The sequence below is a fragment of the Celeribacter sp. HF31 genome (assembly GCF_011806455.1).
In the GTDB taxonomy this organism is placed as follows: domain Bacteria; phylum Pseudomonadota; class Alphaproteobacteria; order Rhodobacterales; family Rhodobacteraceae; genus Celeribacter.
Window position 1 is genome coordinate 260,281 of sequence record NZ_JAATOT010000006.1, and the last position, 16,578, is coordinate 276,858.

Sequence of the window (16,578 nt, forward strand, 5' to 3'; positions counted from 1 at the left end):
CCGACATGCTGCCTGACGTGCAAAAGCGCGAGATTTTACGTCAAGAGGTGACGAAAATCCTCGAAAGTAACACCTTTGCACGGTCAAAGGCCAATCGCGCCTTGCTGATGTATCTCGCTGAGGAGTTCTTTTCCGGACGCGGCGATGGCATTACGGAATATGGCATCGCACATGAGCTTTTGGGACGGGATTCGGATTTCGATCCCTCCACCGATCCGATCGTCCGCGTGCGCATGCGTCGGCTGCGTGAGGCGATCGTGGCCTATTATGACCAAAATCCCGACAGCTCTGATCGTCTGAACATACCGCGTGGAAGCTATGCGCTGTCTCTCTCGCTGGTCAATCCGCCGCCGCGTTCCGAAGTGCCTGCCAACGCGTCCGTGACAGATGTCTCAGCGGAAATGACCCCTCCGCAAGCGCCCCGCCAGGATACACCAAGTCCAGGAGACGCAGCGCCTGAAGCGCCCCCTCAGTCGACGTCGCGGCAGGCTTTACCGCAACGGCCGCGCCGCATGTTCTGGGGGGTGATGGGGGTCGTGATCCTGATCTTCGTGTTCGTTGCGGTGGTTCTGGGCTATGGCATATGGCGTAATTCTTCGCCTGTTGCCGAGATCCAGCCGCAGATCAAGACCGGCTACCCGGTCATCGCCATCGCGCCCTTCGTCAATCTCACCGGCGCGGCGGAAAACGATGTCTACGAAAAGGATGTTCAGCGTCAGTTGGCCGGTGATTTTCAACGGTTCGGACGTCTGCGTGTGCGTGTTTTGGGCGCCGATCTCACGCGCGAAATTGCGGGGTCAGATTACGTCTTGCGTGGTTCAGTTCTCAACCTTGTCGGGGAACTCGATCTGGCCGTCGAATTGGCCGAGGCAGAGACCGGCAAGGTGTTGTTTCAGTCGCGGATTTCCGGTCCGATCAAGGACGCGGATTTCTATGCGAGCCTGCGCGACGTGTCCCGTCGGATCAGTGCCTATCTTGCCGCGCAGGGCGGGGTGATCAGCGCGTTTGGCCAGCCAAGAGCGGAGGCCTCTGGCGCGATGGGAGACATGTTCTACTGTGTCTTGCTGACGGATGCGTTTTTGGAGTCCTATTCGCCGGATCAATTCCAGGCGGCCTATCGCTGTTTCGAACCTCTGCGTGCCCAGTTTGAGACGGATGCCGTGGGGGCTGCTGCTTTTGGGACTTTGATGCTGCATGCGGTTCCCGAATTTCATTTCATGGACCCGTCCAAAATCCCCGCGCGCATGTACAGCACCCCCCAGGAGGTCACCGAGTATGCGGACGCGCTCGTGGATCGTTTCCCCAGCACAGATGTGAGTTTCATCCTATTGGGGGCGATTTACAATGCGAAGGGCGACACCAGTCTGGCGATCCGGACCCTGCGTCAGGCGGTTGAGTTGAATCCCGCCAACCCCACGGCCTATAGCGTGTTGTCCTATGCCTATTTGTCGGCGGACCTGCTGGATGCTTCGGCGAGTATGGCGCAATCCGCCGTGCGCCTCAGCGCCAGCCCGTCGGCCTATATGTATTTGCCGATACTCGTGGTCGGCATCGTGCGCAAGAACGCCCGTATGGTCGATATCGCGCGCAAAGGATATGCCAAACAGGAAAGCCCATCCCGCGATATCTTGCTTTTGGCGGCCGCCGCGATGATCGGGGACAGGCCGGAGGTAGAGCGTCTGGCGCGTCTTGTCGGACATCCCGAGGACCCGATGGCGAATATTCGTATGTATGTTCAGGGAGATGTGGCCTTGGCTGCGATTGCCCGTCATCTCGAGGCTGCCGGTGTCGAGGTGCCTGCGCCGAGCTGTCTGTCGTCGGCCTCGGGAAATGTGTCGCGGGGGCTGAATTGTGACCCCTGAAAGGCCTTCGATCAGCGAATGGGAATAAGAAAATATTATCGCATTACATATTTTATACAATTATTATTTATTCTTCTGACTTGATACCTCTAACGTAACGGGATCGACGACGGCAAATGGACGGCAAAGGTCATATGAGCAGGTTGTTTGATCCTCACAGCACGACGTATTGCATCAGGAGGAACATATGGACGGCAACGATATGAACATGGCGGGCAAATGCCCGGTCATGCACGGCAGCAACACTGAGTCCGGCAAAAGCGTCATGGATTGGTGGCCCAATGCGCTCAATCTCGACATCCTGCATCAGCATGACACCAAGACCAATCCGATGGGGGAGGGGTTCGACTACGCCAAAGAGGTCAAGTCGCTCGATTTCGACGCGCTCAAAGCCGACATGCACGCGCTGATGACCGAAAGCCAGGAGTGGTGGCCGGCCGACTGGGGGCATTACGGCGGTCTCATGATCCGCATGTCCTGGCACGCCGCCGGGTCCTATCGTCTGGCCGATGGGCGTGGAGGTGGCGGCACCGGCAACCAGCGTTTCGCGCCGCTCAACTCTTGGCCCGACAACGTCAGCCTCGACAAGGCGCGGCGGCTGTTGTGGCCCATTAAAAAGAAATACGGCAACAAGGTGAGCTGGGCCGATCTGATCGTTCTGGCCGGGACCATCGCCTATGAAAACATGGGGTTGAAGACTTTTGGTTTCGGATTTGGCCGCGAAGACATCTGGCACCCGGAGAAAGACACCTATTGGGGGGCTGAGAAAGAATGGCTGGCGCCGTCGGACAGGCGGTATGAGGACGTGGATAAACCGGACACGATGGAAAACCCGCTGGCCGCCGTGCAGATGGGTCTGATTTACGTGAACCCCGAGGGCGTGAATGGCAAGCCGGACCCGATGAAAACCGCCGCCCAAGTGCGCGAAACCTTTGCCCGCATGGCGATGAACGACGAGGAAACCGCCGCTTTGACGGCGGGCGGTCACACGGTCGGCAAGACCCACGGCAATGGCGATGCCGAGGCTTTGGGCGCAGACCCGGAAGGCGCGGGGCCCGAGATGCAGGGCCTCGGTTGGTCCAATCCGAACCAGCATGGCAAGGCGGCGAATGCGGTGACCTCCGGGCTTGAAGGCGCGTGGACCTCGGAGCCGACGAAATTCGACATGGGCTTTTTCGAGATGCTCTTTGGCCACGAATGGGAGCTCAAGAAATCGCCCGCAGGCGCCTGGCAATGGGAGCCGGTGGACATCAAGGAAGAGGACAAACCTCTGGACGCCTCCGATCCGTCGAAGCGCCACAACCCGATGATGACCGACGCCGATATGGCGATGAAAGTCGACCCGATCTACAACGCGATCTGCCAGAAATTCATGGCCGATCCCGAGTATTTCAAAGACACGTTTGCCCGCGCCTGGTTCAAACTGACCCACCGCGATATGGGGCCGAAGGTACGTTACATCGGCCCGGATGTGCCCTCTGAAGACCTGATCTGGCAGGACCCGGTGCCCGCCGGTTCGACCTCCTACGATGTCGAGGCGGTGAAGGCCAAGATCGCGGCGACCGGTCTCACGATGTCCGAGATGGTCTCGACCGCTTGGGACAGCGCGCGGACCTTCCGTGGCTCCGACATGCGCGGTGGCGCCAATGGTGCGCGCATCCGTTTGGCGCCGCAAAAGGACTGGGAAGGCAATGAGCCGGAGCGTCTGGCGAAGGTGCTCTCCGTGCTGGAACCGATTGCTGCCGAGACCGGCGCTTCCGTGGCCGATGTGATCGTGCTGGCCGGTGGCGTCGGTGTCGAGCAGGCGGCAAAGGCCGCAGGCTTCGACATCACCGTCCCCTTCGCGCCGGGACGTGGCGATGCAAGTGACGAGATGACCGATGCGGCCTCTTTCGACGTGCTGGAACCGATTGCCGATGGCTATCGCAACTGGCTCAAGAAAGACTACGTCGTTGCCCCCGAAGAACTGATGCTTGACCGCAGCCAGCTCATGGGCCTCACCGCGCATGAAATGACGGTTCTTGTTGGCGGCATGCGGGCCATGGGCACCAATTATGGCGGCACGTCACATGGTGTCCTGACGGACCGCCCGGGCGCGCTCACGCCGGATTTCTTCGTGACCCTGACCGATATGGCCTACACATGGACCCCGGCGAAAGGCGGCATCTACGAGATCACGGATCGCAAAACGGGTGCTGTGAAATACACCGCCACGCGCATGGATCTGGTGTTTGGCTCCAACTCGATCTTGCGGTCTTACGCAGAGGTCTATGCGCAGGACGACAACGCAGAGAAATTCGTCACGGATTTTGTAAAAGCCTGGGTCAAGGTGATGAATGCGGACCGGTTCGACCTTGTCTGATCTTTGATGAAACAGAAACGCCTCCGCTTATGCGGGGGCGTTTTTGCATGGCACAGATGAGGTCTTGATCAAAAAGTGGCCAAGACATCTATCATTGCTAGGAGTTATTTAAATGGTGCCCGGGGGCGGAATCGAACCACCGACACGAGGATTTTCAATCCAGAACTAAATAAGATTTTTCAGGAGCTTAACCCAGATAAGTTTGTCAAACCGGCAACCAAGCATCAAAGACTTAGCCACCATTTGTCAAACCTATCCTCGGGGCTACCCGCAAAAAGAAAAACCGCTGAGGGGGCGGCCACCCACCTCAACGGCAATATCAAAGTCGTCATTCGATCATCCTACTTCAAATGCTCTTTCACCTCAAGTCTTCCGGAGGGATTGGCATGAGCTGGAAGGTCGCGAACCTTTGCGCCGAGAGGAAGTTCGGCAGCCCCGTGCGCAAGCAGATCATCATGTTCCTGGCCGACAAGGCCAGCGACGATGGTTCTGGTATTTGGTGTTCGAAGGGCACTGTCCAGCGCCACACCGAGTTGGGCGAGTCGACCGTCAAGCGGACGATCACCGAATTCTTGCGCGAAGGCCTTCTGGTCGAGACTGGGCGGCGCCCCTGCAAGAACGGCTACACGGTGATCTACCGGATCGTTTTGGGCGGGGTGAACAGCCTGGAGGCGATCTCCGAACCGGACGACGAACCCGAATTTTTGACGGGGTCCACAGCGGACGGGGTTCCGCATGACCCCGGAACGGGGTCCGCTGCGGACGGGGTACCGGGTCCAGAGCGGCCCCCAAACCATCCTAAAACCATCCAGAAATCACCTACGCGCGCGGACACGCGCGAGGCGGAGGATCAGGATTTCGAGAAAGCATGGGCCGCCTATCCAGCGGAAAGGCGTCGGAACAAGACCACCTGCCGACAGCAATTCGAGCGGGCCATCGAGGACGGCACGACCGCCGAGGAATTTATCTGCGCAGTCAATGCCTATGCGACCGAGACCGAAGGCTACACCCGCTCGAAGGTATGCTTCTCCGACAACTGGTTTCGGGACAGCCGTTGGCAACGATTTGTCGAGGAGGCCCGTGAAGCGCAGGTCGACGCCGCCGAACTCGAGGGAAAGCACTTTCGCCTGCTTGCCGGCTGGGTCCGCGAGCGCAATTGGATGTGCCAGCACATCTCGCGCAATCAGGCTGGTGAGCTGCTGTTGCGCGGTCTGGTTTCGGAACCGGAGCTTCGCCGTGCGGAGGTGGCATGGTGACTTCGAACATCAAGCAGTCTGAGCAAAGAGCAAGGCGACCCGGTTCTAGGTCTTCGACCGTTGAACCGGGGCCTTGCGAGGGGCGGCAAGCCTCCCCTTCGAACCCCAACCGGACCGCGCGGGGCGCGGTCCCCTCGGAGAAGCAGGAAGCCGTGTTCTTCTACTGCTCCTCCGAGGAAAAGGCGCTGATCCGGCAGGCGGCTGCGGATCGCGGGCTGTCCATGTCCGCCATGCTTCGGCAACTCGCCACCGGCGCGGCTCCGAAGCGGCGCAAGGTCGCGCCCCGTGTCGATCCCGCGCTCGTTCTGGCCGTGTCCCGCTATGGCGGGAACCTCAACCAGATTGCGCGGTGGCTGAACACGGCGACCCGCGCGGGCCGGGCCAGCGAGGTCGAGGCCCTGCGCGTGGCGGCGGCGCTGGTCGGCATCGAGCGGCGGTTGGCGGAGATCATCGCCCAGCACCGGAGGCCGCCCGGATGCTGATCAAGTTCTTCCCCAACGGCAAGGGCGGCGGTGCGGGACCGGTCGAATACCTGACCGCCCGCACCGTGTTTGCCTATGTCGACAACCGCGATCTGATCCGCGATGCGTCTGGCCAGCCCATGACCGTGACGCGCGAACCGCTGCCGGAGGTCGTCCGCGGCGATCCCCAGGGCATGACCGACCTGATCGACGCCTGCCCGCACAAGTGGACCTATCGTGCCGGTGTCATCAGCTTCGCCCGCGAGGACGCCCCCACCGAGGACCAGCAGCAGGAGGTGATCGACCGTTTCGAGGAGATCGCCTTCGCCGGGTTCGATGCCGACCGCTACGCCTGCCTTTGGGTGCGCCACACTCATGAGGATCGCGTCGAGCTGCATTTCTGCACGCCACGCATGGAGCTGCACAGCGGGCGTAGCCTCAACATCGCCCCGCCTGGTTATGAACGTGCCTTCGACAGCCTGCGCGACCTGATGAACAAGACCCACGGCTGGGCCGACCCCATGGACGTGGAGCGTGTGGCCGAGGTCAAGCCGGTCACGGAAGCCCCGGACCGCGCCGCCGGGCGCGACGGGCTCCATGCCTGGATCGCCGACCAGATTTCCATGGGGCTGATCGAGGATCGCACCGGCATGGTCGCCGCCCTGACCGATGCAGGCTTCGAGGTGCCCCGCGCAGGCAAGAATTACCTCACCGTCAAAGACCCCGAGACCGAAGAACGGTTTCGCCTGAAGGGAGAAATTTTCCATGAAGACTGGAGAGCCGAAGCAACGGCTGAGCGAGAAGTTGAACGCGGACATGGAGCGGATCAGGGCAGAGAATGCCGCCTCGATCGACACACAGTTGCAGAACTTCAGGACCGATTTGACGGTCATTGCCGAAAACGCGCTGGCTACAATCAAGACCGATACGGAAGGCTACCTGCTGCGCGTGAGGAAGCACCTCATGCGGCAGAGCGCGAACGCAGCTCGACCGGAATGGAAGGCTCTGATGTGGCCGATGCTGGTGGCCTGCTGCCTAATGATCTGCACCGGGATTTCGACCTGGTCAGTCATGACATGGCTGACGCCGAACCTGAACACGATGGGGCTCAGGGTGATCGAGCGGCCGGAGGCGGTCTATCTGATCCCGCGCAGCGGCCGCGCGGCGCTGACACGCTGTTCGCTGGCAGGGGAATCCGTGGACTGTCTGACGATCCCGAAGGAGTGAGTGATGGATGGTCTGACGCCACTCGAGCGCGAATTGCTGGGCTACGTCGAGCAGTTGACGGAAGCCTCGACGTTATCCGCGCAGGAATTGACCGCCTCCGGGCAGGACAGGCGGACGGAACTGGATGGGTTGCGCGGCTCCATGATCGCTTTGCTCAGGTCGCAACTCTCATTGGTCGAAGCCTTGAACAGCTGGATGCAGGATGGCCCCGACACTGCACCGGCACCGTCGAAGCTGAAGGACAGCCTGTCGCTCGCGCTGGAGGCGCAGAAGCGCCTCCAGACGCGGTGACAGACGAGATCGAGGAGGACGTGCATGGCCTACGCCATTGAGGGGCAAATCCAGCTCTCCCCCGGACACGCAACACTGAACAAGCAACACGCAACACTGAACAGGGGACAGGCAGCACCGGAAACGCGACACGCGACACGCGACACGCGACACGCGACACGCGACAGTGGCCACTCAACACCGGACAGTCAACACGCAACAGGCGACACCGGACAAGTGACAGGCAACACGCAACACCGAACAAGCAACGCTGAACACTGAACAAGCGACAGGAGTAACCGTATGGTTTATCGAGCTATCTTGTTTCTGGCTTTGACCGCTGCTCCGGCGGTGGCGGATCAGATTGAGTTGAGCAATTCCCTCCGGCCCGCAGAGACCGACCGCTACGGCTGCGCGATCCGCCCGCGACCGGAACACCTGACCCTTTCCTCCTTCCGCGATAGTTGGCGCTCCGTCGCAGCCGACAAGCTCTACAGCCTGCGCCGCTACCAGCTGGTGCTGGGCACCGGTAGCTGCGATTGCGCGGTGCTTCAGCCGGAATGGTCGATCATCGAGGACGAGTACCAAGGCCTCGGCTTCGCGGACGGACCGTCTTCCACCTACGACGATTGGGCGGATACGGCCTATTTCCCGATGATCTCGGGGCTTCGGAATGCGGTGCGCGATCTGTGTGAGGAGGCGGAATAATGGGTATCGTGACATTTCTCGTGGAAGCGGCGGACGAGGGCCTGGAAACCGTCGCGGAATCCCAATTCGCGGCGATCACCTCGGGGATGGGGGCCGCGGTGATGCTGGCGGCCACGCTGGCAATCATCCTCCTGTTCGTAAACATGGCCTATCAGTTCAAGCCCATGGATATGAACGATCTCATCCCGCTCTTGTTCAAGATCGGCCTGATCAATGCCTTTGCGTTCAACTGGGTGAATTTCAACTTGGTCAGCAATTTTATCACCGATGGCCTCGACAATCTCGCAGGTACGATCCTCGGCTCGATCACGGGAGAGACCGGCGCCGGAGCGGCCTATTTCGCTGAGCGGTTCGATCAAGTACTCGATGATCTGGCCGATCATGCCAATTCCATCGGGGATAGCTTGCCATGGATGGCAGGGGCGTTGCTGAGCGTCTTCTTCACAGCCCTTCTGGCGCTGGTCGGCGGTGCTGCGGGCGTAATCCTGGTGCTGGCCAAGGCAATGGTGGCCTTCCTAATCGGCCTCGCGCCGGTGATGATCGCCATGTCGATTTTCCGCGCGACACAGGACTATTTTCAGCGTTGGCTGGCGGCAATCATCAGCTGGTCGTTCTATCCCGTGGTGATCGCCGGAACGATGTCCGTCATCTTCGGGCTTTTCAGCGTGCTCCAGAGCCGGGTCGGCAGCGCCGATAACCTCGGTAGTATCGGCGCTGCCTTGCCCTTCCTCGCGGTCGTCCTGGTGTCGCTTGGCATGGTCCTTGCCATTCCCGTGATCGTGCGGACTTTGACAGGCGATATCAATTCGGGATGGGCGGCCTCGGCCGTGGGGGCAGGCATCCGCAAGATGACGCAGCCGCAGAGGCCACAGCAAAGGAACCAGTCCCCCACGAACACGACCAGCGCCATGAGTGGAGGGTTGAATGCGGGGTCGGACGCAGCCCGTTCACCTAGATCCGCAACAGATCCCCGCCCTTCGACCGGCACGGGGGCCAAGATGCAACGCATGATGGACCGCGCGGAGCGCCTCAGTGCGGACAAGAATAAATGATGATGGTTCGACGTCTGACAATCGGGTTGCGGCAAAGGTTTGTGTCCTTTGCCGCCGCAGGGCTGTGAGCATTTCAGCGGCGTTCAATCCCGCTAGCCGCCTGCCTTAAAGTCCTTAGCGAGCGCTGTGAATTCTTCAGCACGCTTGCACAGGTAGTCGGCCTCGCTCTGATCCAGCCGTGTTGCAGTTATCAGTGTGCCCGGCTGGATGTTCAGAATGCCGACTCCTGCCGAATCCGGTTTAGCCAACCTTAGTATAGTTAGCAGCCCTCGCTCCTTCTTCCGTGGCAGCTGTTCTTTTCCAAAATGTAGGAAAATGATGCGTCTCTGATTGTTTGCTTCTGTACGTAAGTACCAGGCCGTTGCGATGTGCAGGCCAGCAATTTTCGCTTCGATAGGGCTGCGGCCCTGCCAAATGAGCGCGTGATCCTCTTTTAAATCCAGATAGTTTTGGCACAAAACCTTGTATCCGGCAGACTTATTTGCGGAAACGTTGGAATGCAGTGATAGAAAATCAGTAGCTGAAATTTTTTGATCTTCGAAAGATATCAAAGCTTCCCGAAACTGCTTGTAGCGATCCTTAGCCGGATCATATGGCAAGTCGAGCTCGTCAATTATGCTTCTGACTTTCGCCTTGTCTTTGCGCTTGTCGCCATACACGAAATCGACGAACTGGCTAACCCTAATCTTCATCGTGCGTTCCTGTTTGGCCCTGTCCGAAACTCTAAGGCTTGGGTGGGAACAAATAAAGAACTATTTGATGAAAGGTGCTTTTAGGAAAGGGCAGCGTCGTCTTGAAGTTTTACGATTCACTCTATCGCAGCGAATGCGTGTGGCGCGTCTTGTGCTCTCGACGCGCTTCAGCCGGGGTCATGGTTTCATCTTTCTCCAAGTATCCTCGGGGGAGTGCCGCTAGGCACGGGGGGCAGACAGCCCCCAGGATAGGCGTCAACCTCCGGACGTGCCGGGCGTCAGAAGTCGCGGGTCGTAATCCGCTGAAACCAAAACGAACTTCAGCTCTTCCGAATCCTTGAGATAAAACGGCCTCTCTATCTGCAATCGCCAAAACATCGTTTTTATGCCGCCTCAGAAAGCCGGTAAAGATCGGACTCTCCTCCGAAGACGGGTTGCAGCCGATCGGCAAGATGAAGGTCTGGCGGGCCAGCGTTTCAGCGGAAACACCATTCTCCCATGCGAGTTCACAAAGCCGCCCATAGAGGTCGTATGACAGGTCAAGGAGCAAATCTGGCATCTTGCCATCCATTTGGCTTCAATAGGCTATTACATTGTGGCCAGCAGATACCGCTCGTGGAAGCGGAAAGCCTGTGCATCCGAACTGAAAGTCAGAAGAGGCGCGGCCGACCGCGCCATACCCGTCCGTGAAGGGGGAAGGAGTTTCGGCTTCCTTCCACCTGAAGCGAAATAGACAGGGCCGTGTCCTCGGCTTCGCCTGCGGGCCGCACCGCCCCTGCCGATTTCGCTTCACCCCCATCCTCTCACGCTCGCCGCTCGGCAGGGGTAAGCGGGCGCTTACCCTCCCTTCGATGATGACGAAGGCGCGGGAGCGGAGCGCTCCGTGGATCAATGAAAACGGTGAGAAAACCATGTCGAGACAGGAAAGACTGGAAGCGACACGCATCTTGGCGCGAACATCTTCCGGCTGCCAATTTCGGCCCATAGCAGTCATCGATGAAGGATGCAGCGAAGGTCCGCAAGCGACCCTCTTAAACTTTCGGAACCTCAACGACGGCGTCTTCATTCGCAACGATCAGCCTTTGAGGGGATGCGAAAAAAATCGCCCTTAGCGATCTTGTATCGCACAAGGAAGATCCTATCTATGTCTTATCGGTATGCCGGGCTTCGGTTCGGTTCGGAATAAAATCGCTGTACTTAGGGTCGGTTCACCGATCCGTGGAGGGGCTAGTTCCCTCTGACGCCTACCCCCCAAGCGGCCCCTGTGGCGGCGGCGGGGCGGCGGCCCCCCGGGCGACCCCGGGGGGCCAGCATAAGGGATAAGGACGGTCTCTCCGTTCCTCGCGCTGGTGGCGACACCCTTCCGCAATCCTGCGGCAGGGCCAGCAGAGGAGGCCATGACATGGCTTACGACACCGACGAGATCAGCCAGCGTGGGACACGCGGGACAAAACGGAAGCGCAAGCCGACGTGGAAGTCTCGCCTGTTAAAGGGCGCATTCTGGGTAGCCTGGGGGATGGGGAAACTCTTTGACCTCATCGAATGGCTGTCCCGGTTGTCCGGCGACTAACCGCGCGACCCTTAATGTTCGCATTTGGCGAAAGGAGGACCGAGAATGCTAGGTGAAGCACTGAGATTGATCCGGGTCTTCCATGATCTGAAACAGAACGAGTTGGCGGAACGTCTCGATATTTCCCAATCGCACCTTTCTGATATTGAAAGATGCCGGAAAGTGCCAAGTCAGGAAATCGTTGCACGATACGCCGAAGAGTTTGATCTGCCAGTCAGCTCGATCTGGTTTTTTGACGAGAAGCTGACAGAAGGCACGACGCCGGGCGCTATCGAGAAAGCGCGTGGGGTTGTCGCTGACAAGATACTTGATTTTCTGAGGATGATCGAGCGGAAGCGAGCGTCATCATGACCAAGCGCCGCGACAAGTCCTATGCCCTCGATCAATGTGCCCTCTATCGGTGCAGCACACGCAAAAAGTTGTTCAAACTATTACAGACCAGTTCCGAGAAGTTTGCTGAGTTGAAGGCCGCACCCGATCTCTACAAGCCCCTGCGCAAGAAGAAAAAAGACGGAACATTCCGTCCTGTCCTTGCACCACGGGGCGATCTGAAGCGTATTCAACGGCGGATCGGAGAGTTGCTGCTGCGGGTGAGAACTCCGGACTACCTGATGTCGCCAGTGCGCGGTCGCTCGAACATCGACAATGCCGCATGGCATCGCGGTGCAGCAGCGTTCCATCTTCTCGACATCGAAGATTTCTATCCGAGCTGCACAGCCAGCAAGGTAGCATGGTTCTTAGGCAAATATCTCGGGTGCCCTCCCGACGTAGTGAAGGTCCTTCTTGATCTCACAACGCTGAACGGGGTTCTGCCAGCCGGAAGCCCTGCCAGCCCATCGCTGGCCTTCTGGGCCTACGCTGACATGTGGGACGAGATTAATCAGCTGACCCGTGATGCCGGATGCCAGGTTAGCGTGTATGTCGATGACATAACAGTTTCTGGGCACAGCGTTCCCGGGGTGCTGATCCATGCGATCAAGGAGCGGCTTGCCCACCATGGTCACAGCTTCAAAGCGTCAAAGGAAATCGGACAGATTAATGCGCCGGTCGTCGTGACGGGCGTCGTGGTGCGAGATCGAACGCTTCTCATGCCAAACGTCCAGCATCTGGAGCGTCATAAACTGAGGGCAGAGGTCGCGAAGCTGCCCGAAGGATACGAGAAGGCTCAGAAGATGGCCTCCCTAATAGGGCGTGAAGGTACCGAGCGACAAATCTTGGCGCGCAATAATGTTCACTGATTTTCAATGATGGGTATACATGACGACTGTTTTCTTTTCCTACTGCCACGCTGACGAAGCACTACGAGACCAGCTAGAACGCCAGCTCAGAATCCTTCAGCGTCAAGGCCTGATAGAGACCTGGCATGACCGCCGTATTGAGGCTGGGCAGGACTTCGCCGGTGAGATCAACGCGCACATTGAAGCCGATGAGATCATCCTACTGCTGGTAAGCCCAGATTTTCTAAACTCTGACTATTGTTATGAGATCGAGATGATCCGTGCGCTGGAACGGCACAAGGCGGGAGAGGCCATCGTGATCCCGGTCATTTTGCGCGATTGCCTCTGGCATGGCGCACCCTTCGGCAAGTTGATGGCCACGCCAACGGACGGCCGCCCGGTCACGCAATGGCCGGATATCGACCATGCGTTCCGTCTCGTCGCCGAAGCCGTTCAGGCAGCAGCAAAGCGCATAGGTAATTCACAAGCGGTCACCAGGCCGTCTGTGGCACCCAGCAACATGCAGAATACGCAGTCAGTCAACAGATCGACACCGGATCAAGTGATCCGGTCAAGTAATCTGCGGGTGGCCAAAACGTTCACGGATCGTGATCGTGATGCATTCCAGACTGAGGCGTTTGATTTCATGGCAAAATATTTCGAGAACTCGCTTTCTGAATTGTCTGTTCGCAATCCCGAGATTGACGGGTCGTTCCGCAGGCTTGACGCAAATCGCTTCAGCGCTGTTGCCTACCATAACGGTCAGGCTGCGAGCCGCTGTACCGTATTCATGGGGGGGCGGCATATGGGGGGCATTGCTTATACTGCGACCGAAAATGCAGACACCAACGGGTTCAATGAGAACCTAACCGTCGAGGCCGATGCGCAAACCCTGTATCTGCGTAGTATGGGGATGGCACACTTCGGCCAAAACAGAGACCAGAAGCTGACGTTTGAGGGTGCCGCAGAAACTTACTGGCAGATGTTTGTGCAGCCACTTCAGTGACAACCGCGGCACCTTCAAAGGTTTCTGTTCTCCTTGTTTTCTGATGTTTTCATCAAGGTTGCGAAACCTGCTTGGCGGTATGACGGAAGATCACGGGCGCGAGGCCAGTCTCGGGATCATTCTCGTTGAGGACAATTTTCCATGACCTAAATACTGCTTCGATGGGTGACCTGTCAGGCTTGGTGCCTGTCAGCGGACAGTTGACTTTGCTCTGCATGGGCCCCCGGGACTGAAATGCGCATAAGCCATAGGCACCGTTCCACATGATGATGTCGCCAATTTCAGGTGAGGCATAGCCTCCCATTTGGATATCCCCAGTGGGGTCGAGCACCAGCTTCCAGTTCTGGCCATACGAGAGGCAGAGGTCAGGTCTGTGCTCCACATAGTGAATACTGAATAGGTCATCTCCTTGGTCATGCATTGTGACGAAACCAAGGTCCTCATCGAGTTTGATAACAAGCATGGCCAGTTCAACCCCTCTGCCAAAGTTGCAGAGACCAATTTCTCCCACTTCGAAGTCGGCCATGGGCTTGAGAGTTGTTGAAAATAGAACTTCCATAACTTCACCTAACTTTCTGCTTTATCGCGTCATTTTGAATCGGTTTTTGAAACCATATCAACCTGCTGACAGAGCGCATTTCTAATAAACTGACATAGTGAGAGTGGTAGCAGACCAACTGAAAATGCGCAGCATATGGCCTCCCCTTGTTTGCCCCTACATCTCACGCCAATACCTCGGCGGCCAGGGCTGGCTCCACATATCCAAATCCCCGAACGGGCACTGAGTGAGAGGAGGTTGCCAACTGATGTGCAAAGCAGACTTTCCCGCAGATTGCGGCGAATGACCGCTTCCCGCCCCTTGCGGCGGCCGACGAGAACGGCCCACGCCGGTCGTTGGCCAGGAGCGTCATTGCCGCAGCGCGGCTTCCCCAGACCGGACCTTCATGGCACCGCGCAGCATAGTCCGAGGCCCCAAGGTCCGCTGTGCGGGACTTAGCTGCCCTTGCGAAGCAGATGATTTTTCAGACCGCTCGGATACAGTTCTGGTCCGCCGTCCAGGTCCAAGTCGCCGAGATCAAACCATCTTGCGATACAAGCACTGCCATGCGCCTCTCTGAACTCGATGCTGTCACGCCCCTCGAACGCGCCCTCTGAAAGGGACACATCGAATACGGCTATGATCTCGTGACCTCGAGCCCCCTCATGGAGATAGTGGTTCTCGAAAAAGAACGGGGAGCCGCTTGGTGTGACGTGAATTCCCAGCTCCTCATCAAACTCCCGGATCACGGCAGTTTCCAAGGTCTCGCCGAACTCAACGCTGCCGCCAAGCGGGCGCACGCCCTTAACCCGGCCCTCGTCATCGAGGACTTCTGCTGCCAGCAACCGCCCGTCACGCCAGTGCAATCCGATTGCCTTGAGGCGAATTTCTTGAGGTGGACGCCATGCAGTCATGGAGTGCTGCCTATCTTGACAAGGAACGGCCAACAAGGGCTCCAAGCTGAACTGCGGCGGTGCGGCGAACACCTCGCCCTGGCATGCGGGCGCTGACGGCCCATTGCGGACCTTGCCAGGATCACCGTTGCCGCACCGCAGCTTCCCCATACCGGACCTTCATGGCGCTGCGCATCATAGTCCGGGCCCCAAGGGCAGCAGCGCGGAAAAAACTGCCGTTTGCGACAATGCTACTGACGGCTATTGTCAGTACAGCGGGACCATGTCGTATTAGAGTGACGAAAAATATGATATATCCGTGTTACCAGCCGCAAGGATCGATCCTCTTTCACCAAGGTGGCTCAGAGAGCAGGGGCGTGACCAACACAAAAAAATCTATGGTGCTGTATAATGGACACTGACCATGGCCTTGAGCAAAGCCGAGAATTGGCGGAAAACATGCATCACTGGCTCGATTTGTTTGATCGCGATCTTGGCGAACAGGAGGTTCCCCTTCCTCAGCGGCCACTCCAAGCTCTCATGATGCTGTTTCGGGGGGGGGCGATTGAGGTCAATGCGGGTGAAGAGCGTATTGACGATCCCCAAAATATTGGTGAGAGCGTAGAGAAGCTCTGGTTTCGCGTGCTGTTTGACGCTGTCGAGTATTGGTACTTCGAGCATTACGGCGCTCCAGCGATGAACGCCCACGGGAGTGCGGCGCTCAAGGGGGCGCAGATGATACGCGCGGCGCCCTTTGCGATCGACGTCCCCGCGAACAGGATAGTCTTGGAAGAGAAAGGTGAGCTCTCCTGGATGTACTTCGAAGATGGTCTTGGCGAGGGTGAGGACGCGAAGGCCTGGATAGACAATGGCCCCGACCTTTCGAAACTGGACAGCGAAGCAAGAAAAGCGGTAGATGCCGAAGCAAATCGCACCGCTGAAATTCTCCGATCCGTTGAATTCCGACGTGTTACATTTCGATCTGACGGCGATCACGAAGTTCAAAAGTTGATTCAATCGACTTTGACATATCTCTGTAAGGCCGCAGAACGGCTGGTGTCAGGCCAAAGACCAGAGATCGGGCCCGCCTGGTTTGACCTGCAAATGGCGAATGAGACAGCGCTCAAGGCAGTAATTCGTAGTGCCACTGGCAAGCAGCCCCACGTTCACTCACTCAATGATTTGCTCAACAGCGGCCAGCTGCACGGGGTAGTATTTGAAAGCTCTCGAATTTCAGACTGGCCAAAGTTCTCCGACATGAGCGATTGGCGGTATGGTCAAGGAAGTCCGCCGGGTATCGCGAAGCTGTACTCAGCATATCAGATGTCTTTAGAGCTTGTGAGCGCATGTATGTCGCAGATCAAGCCAGGCATGGGAAGTGGATTTGGTGTCCTGATCAAATATTCACCATGGAGCACGAAGAACGCTCTCGGGGAATATCGAGATCTGAAAAATAACTGATAC

At 58.0% G+C, this 16,578-nt stretch carries 15 protein-coding genes; 12 read left to right on the forward strand and 3 right to left on the reverse strand.

Annotated features, from left to right (window positions below; translation table 11 throughout):
• Positions 1-5 precede the first annotated feature (5 nt).
• The 7 genes from HCZ23_RS14755 to HCZ23_RS14785 all read left to right on the forward strand — a co-directional run bounded on the left by HCZ23_RS14755 (position 6) and on the right by HCZ23_RS14785 (position 9,198).
• The gene (locus HCZ23_RS14755; RefSeq protein ID WP_167602504.1) at positions 6-1,862 is read left to right on the forward strand and encodes a tetratricopeptide repeat protein; all 1,857 of its coding nucleotides are present in this window, start codon (positions 6-8) and stop codon (positions 1,860-1,862) included.
• 187 nt (positions 1,863-2,049) lie between these two features.
• Positions 2,050-4,224 carry a catalase/peroxidase HPI gene (katG, locus tag HCZ23_RS14760; RefSeq protein WP_167602505.1) on the forward strand — a complete coding sequence of 725 codons (2,175 nt, stop codon included), beginning with the start codon at positions 2,050-2,052 and terminating at the stop codon, positions 4,222-4,224.
• Between the two features lie 386 nt (positions 4,225-4,610).
• The gene (locus HCZ23_RS14765) at positions 4,611-5,480 is read left to right on the forward strand and encodes a hypothetical protein (RefSeq protein WP_167602506.1); all 870 of its coding nucleotides are present in this window, start codon (positions 4,611-4,613) and stop codon (positions 5,478-5,480) included.
• 152 nt (positions 5,481-5,632) lie between these two features.
• Positions 5,633-5,962, forward strand: coding sequence for a plasmid mobilization relaxosome protein MobC (mobC, locus tag HCZ23_RS18245; RefSeq protein WP_167602507.1), 330 nt, complete (start codon positions 5,633-5,635; stop codon positions 5,960-5,962).
• Complete coding sequence (locus HCZ23_RS14775; RefSeq protein ID WP_167602508.1) at positions 5,956-7,500, forward strand: relaxase/mobilization nuclease domain-containing protein; 1,545 nt, start codon at positions 5,956-5,958, stop codon at positions 7,498-7,500. Before mobC ends, HCZ23_RS14775 begins: the two co-directional genes overlap by 7 nt.
• Positions 7,501-7,741: 241 nt before the next feature.
• Positions 7,742-8,146 carry a hypothetical protein gene (locus tag HCZ23_RS14780; protein ID WP_167602509.1) on the forward strand — a complete coding sequence of 135 codons (405 nt, stop codon included), beginning with the start codon at positions 7,742-7,744 and terminating at the stop codon, positions 8,144-8,146.
• Positions 8,146-9,198: a type IV secretion system protein gene (locus HCZ23_RS14785; protein WP_167602510.1), complete on the forward strand. Its 1,053-nt coding sequence runs from the start codon at positions 8,146-8,148 to the stop codon at positions 9,196-9,198. The genes HCZ23_RS14780 and HCZ23_RS14785 overlap by 1 nt, the downstream gene beginning before the upstream one ends.
• Positions 9,199-9,290: 92 nt before the next feature.
• Here the strand turns inward: HCZ23_RS14785 and HCZ23_RS14790 are convergent, their stop codons facing one another.
• Positions 9,291-9,890, reverse strand: coding sequence for a hypothetical protein (locus HCZ23_RS14790; RefSeq protein ID WP_167602511.1), 600 nt, complete (start codon positions 9,888-9,890; stop codon positions 9,291-9,293).
• Positions 9,891-11,292: 1,402 nt separating this feature from the next.
• Between HCZ23_RS14790 and HCZ23_RS14795 the strand changes: the two genes are divergently transcribed.
• Genes HCZ23_RS14795 through HCZ23_RS14810 form a run of 4 tightly spaced genes read left to right on the forward strand, consistent with a single transcriptional unit; the run spans position 11,293 to position 13,683 of the window.
• The gene (locus HCZ23_RS14795) at positions 11,293-11,460 is read left to right on the forward strand and encodes a hypothetical protein (protein WP_167602512.1); all 168 of its coding nucleotides are present in this window, start codon (positions 11,293-11,295) and stop codon (positions 11,458-11,460) included.
• Between the two features lie 45 nt (positions 11,461-11,505).
• Entirely contained in the window at positions 11,506-11,811 is a 306-nt protein-coding gene (locus HCZ23_RS14800; RefSeq protein ID WP_037240913.1) for a helix-turn-helix transcriptional regulator, read from the forward strand.
• Positions 11,808-12,698 (forward strand): reverse transcriptase family protein, encoded by an 891-nt coding sequence (locus HCZ23_RS14805; protein ID WP_167602513.1) that lies wholly within the window; start codon positions 11,808-11,810, stop codon positions 12,696-12,698. Before HCZ23_RS14800 ends, HCZ23_RS14805 begins: the two co-directional genes overlap by 4 nt.
• 19 nt (positions 12,699-12,717) lie before the next feature.
• A complete protein-coding gene (locus HCZ23_RS14810) occupies positions 12,718-13,683 on the forward strand; it encodes a toll/interleukin-1 receptor domain-containing protein (protein ID WP_167602514.1) in 966 nt (321 codons plus the stop codon).
• 52 nt (positions 13,684-13,735) lie between these two features.
• On the opposite strand, the gene HCZ23_RS14815 is transcribed toward HCZ23_RS14810, so the two are convergent.
• Both HCZ23_RS14815 and HCZ23_RS14820 read right to left on the reverse strand, forming a co-directional pair.
• Complete coding sequence (locus HCZ23_RS14815) at positions 13,736-14,209, reverse strand: hypothetical protein (RefSeq protein ID WP_167602515.1); 474 nt, start codon at positions 14,207-14,209, stop codon at positions 13,736-13,738.
• Between the two features lie 467 nt (positions 14,210-14,676).
• Positions 14,677-15,135 (reverse strand): NUDIX hydrolase, encoded by a 459-nt coding sequence (locus tag HCZ23_RS14820; protein WP_167602516.1) that lies wholly within the window; start codon positions 15,133-15,135, stop codon positions 14,677-14,679.
• A gap of 390 nt (positions 15,136-15,525) precedes the next feature.
• On the opposite strand from HCZ23_RS14820, the gene HCZ23_RS14825 reads away from it, so the two are divergent.
• Complete coding sequence (locus tag HCZ23_RS14825) at positions 15,526-16,575, forward strand: hypothetical protein (protein WP_167602517.1); 1,050 nt, start codon at positions 15,526-15,528, stop codon at positions 16,573-16,575.
• Positions 16,576-16,578 lie beyond the last annotated feature (3 nt).

Bases quoted from the DNA above. Each gene is read 5' to 3' on its own strand.
- HCZ23_RS14765 (WP_167602506.1), top strand. From the start codon at position 4,611: ATGAGCTGGAAGGTCGCGAACCTTTGCGCCGAGAGGAAGTTCGGCAGC.
- katG (WP_167602505.1), top strand. From the start codon at position 2,050: ATGGACGGCAACGATATGAACATGGCGGGCAAATGCCCGGTCATGCAC.
- HCZ23_RS14790 (WP_167602511.1), bottom strand. From the start codon at position 9,890: ATGAAGATTAGGGTTAGCCAGTTCGTCGATTTCGTGTATGGCGACAAG.
- HCZ23_RS14775 (WP_167602508.1), top strand. From the start codon at position 5,956: ATGCTGATCAAGTTCTTCCCCAACGGCAAGGGCGGCGGTGCGGGACCG.
- HCZ23_RS14755 (WP_167602504.1), top strand. From the start codon at position 6: ATGCTGCCTGACGTGCAAAAGCGCGAGATTTTACGTCAAGAGGTGACG.
- HCZ23_RS14800 (WP_037240913.1), top strand. From the start codon at position 11,506: ATGCTAGGTGAAGCACTGAGATTGATCCGGGTCTTCCATGATCTGAAA.
- HCZ23_RS14810 (WP_167602514.1), top strand. From the start codon at position 12,718: ATGACGACTGTTTTCTTTTCCTACTGCCACGCTGACGAAGCACTACGA.
- HCZ23_RS14795 (WP_167602512.1), top strand. From the start codon at position 11,293: ATGGCTTACGACACCGACGAGATCAGCCAGCGTGGGACACGCGGGACA.
- HCZ23_RS14815 (WP_167602515.1), bottom strand. From the start codon at position 14,209: ATGGCCGACTTCGAAGTGGGAGAAATTGGTCTCTGCAACTTTGGCAGA.
- HCZ23_RS14825 (WP_167602517.1), top strand. From the start codon at position 15,526: ATGGACACTGACCATGGCCTTGAGCAAAGCCGAGAATTGGCGGAAAAC.
- HCZ23_RS14785 (WP_167602510.1), top strand. From the start codon at position 8,146: ATGGGTATCGTGACATTTCTCGTGGAAGCGGCGGACGAGGGCCTGGAA.
- HCZ23_RS14805 (WP_167602513.1), top strand. From the start codon at position 11,808: ATGACCAAGCGCCGCGACAAGTCCTATGCCCTCGATCAATGTGCCCTC.
- HCZ23_RS14820 (WP_167602516.1), bottom strand. From the start codon at position 15,135: ATGACTGCATGGCGTCCACCTCAAGAAATTCGCCTCAAGGCAATCGGA.
- HCZ23_RS14780 (WP_167602509.1), top strand. From the start codon at position 7,742: ATGGTTTATCGAGCTATCTTGTTTCTGGCTTTGACCGCTGCTCCGGCG.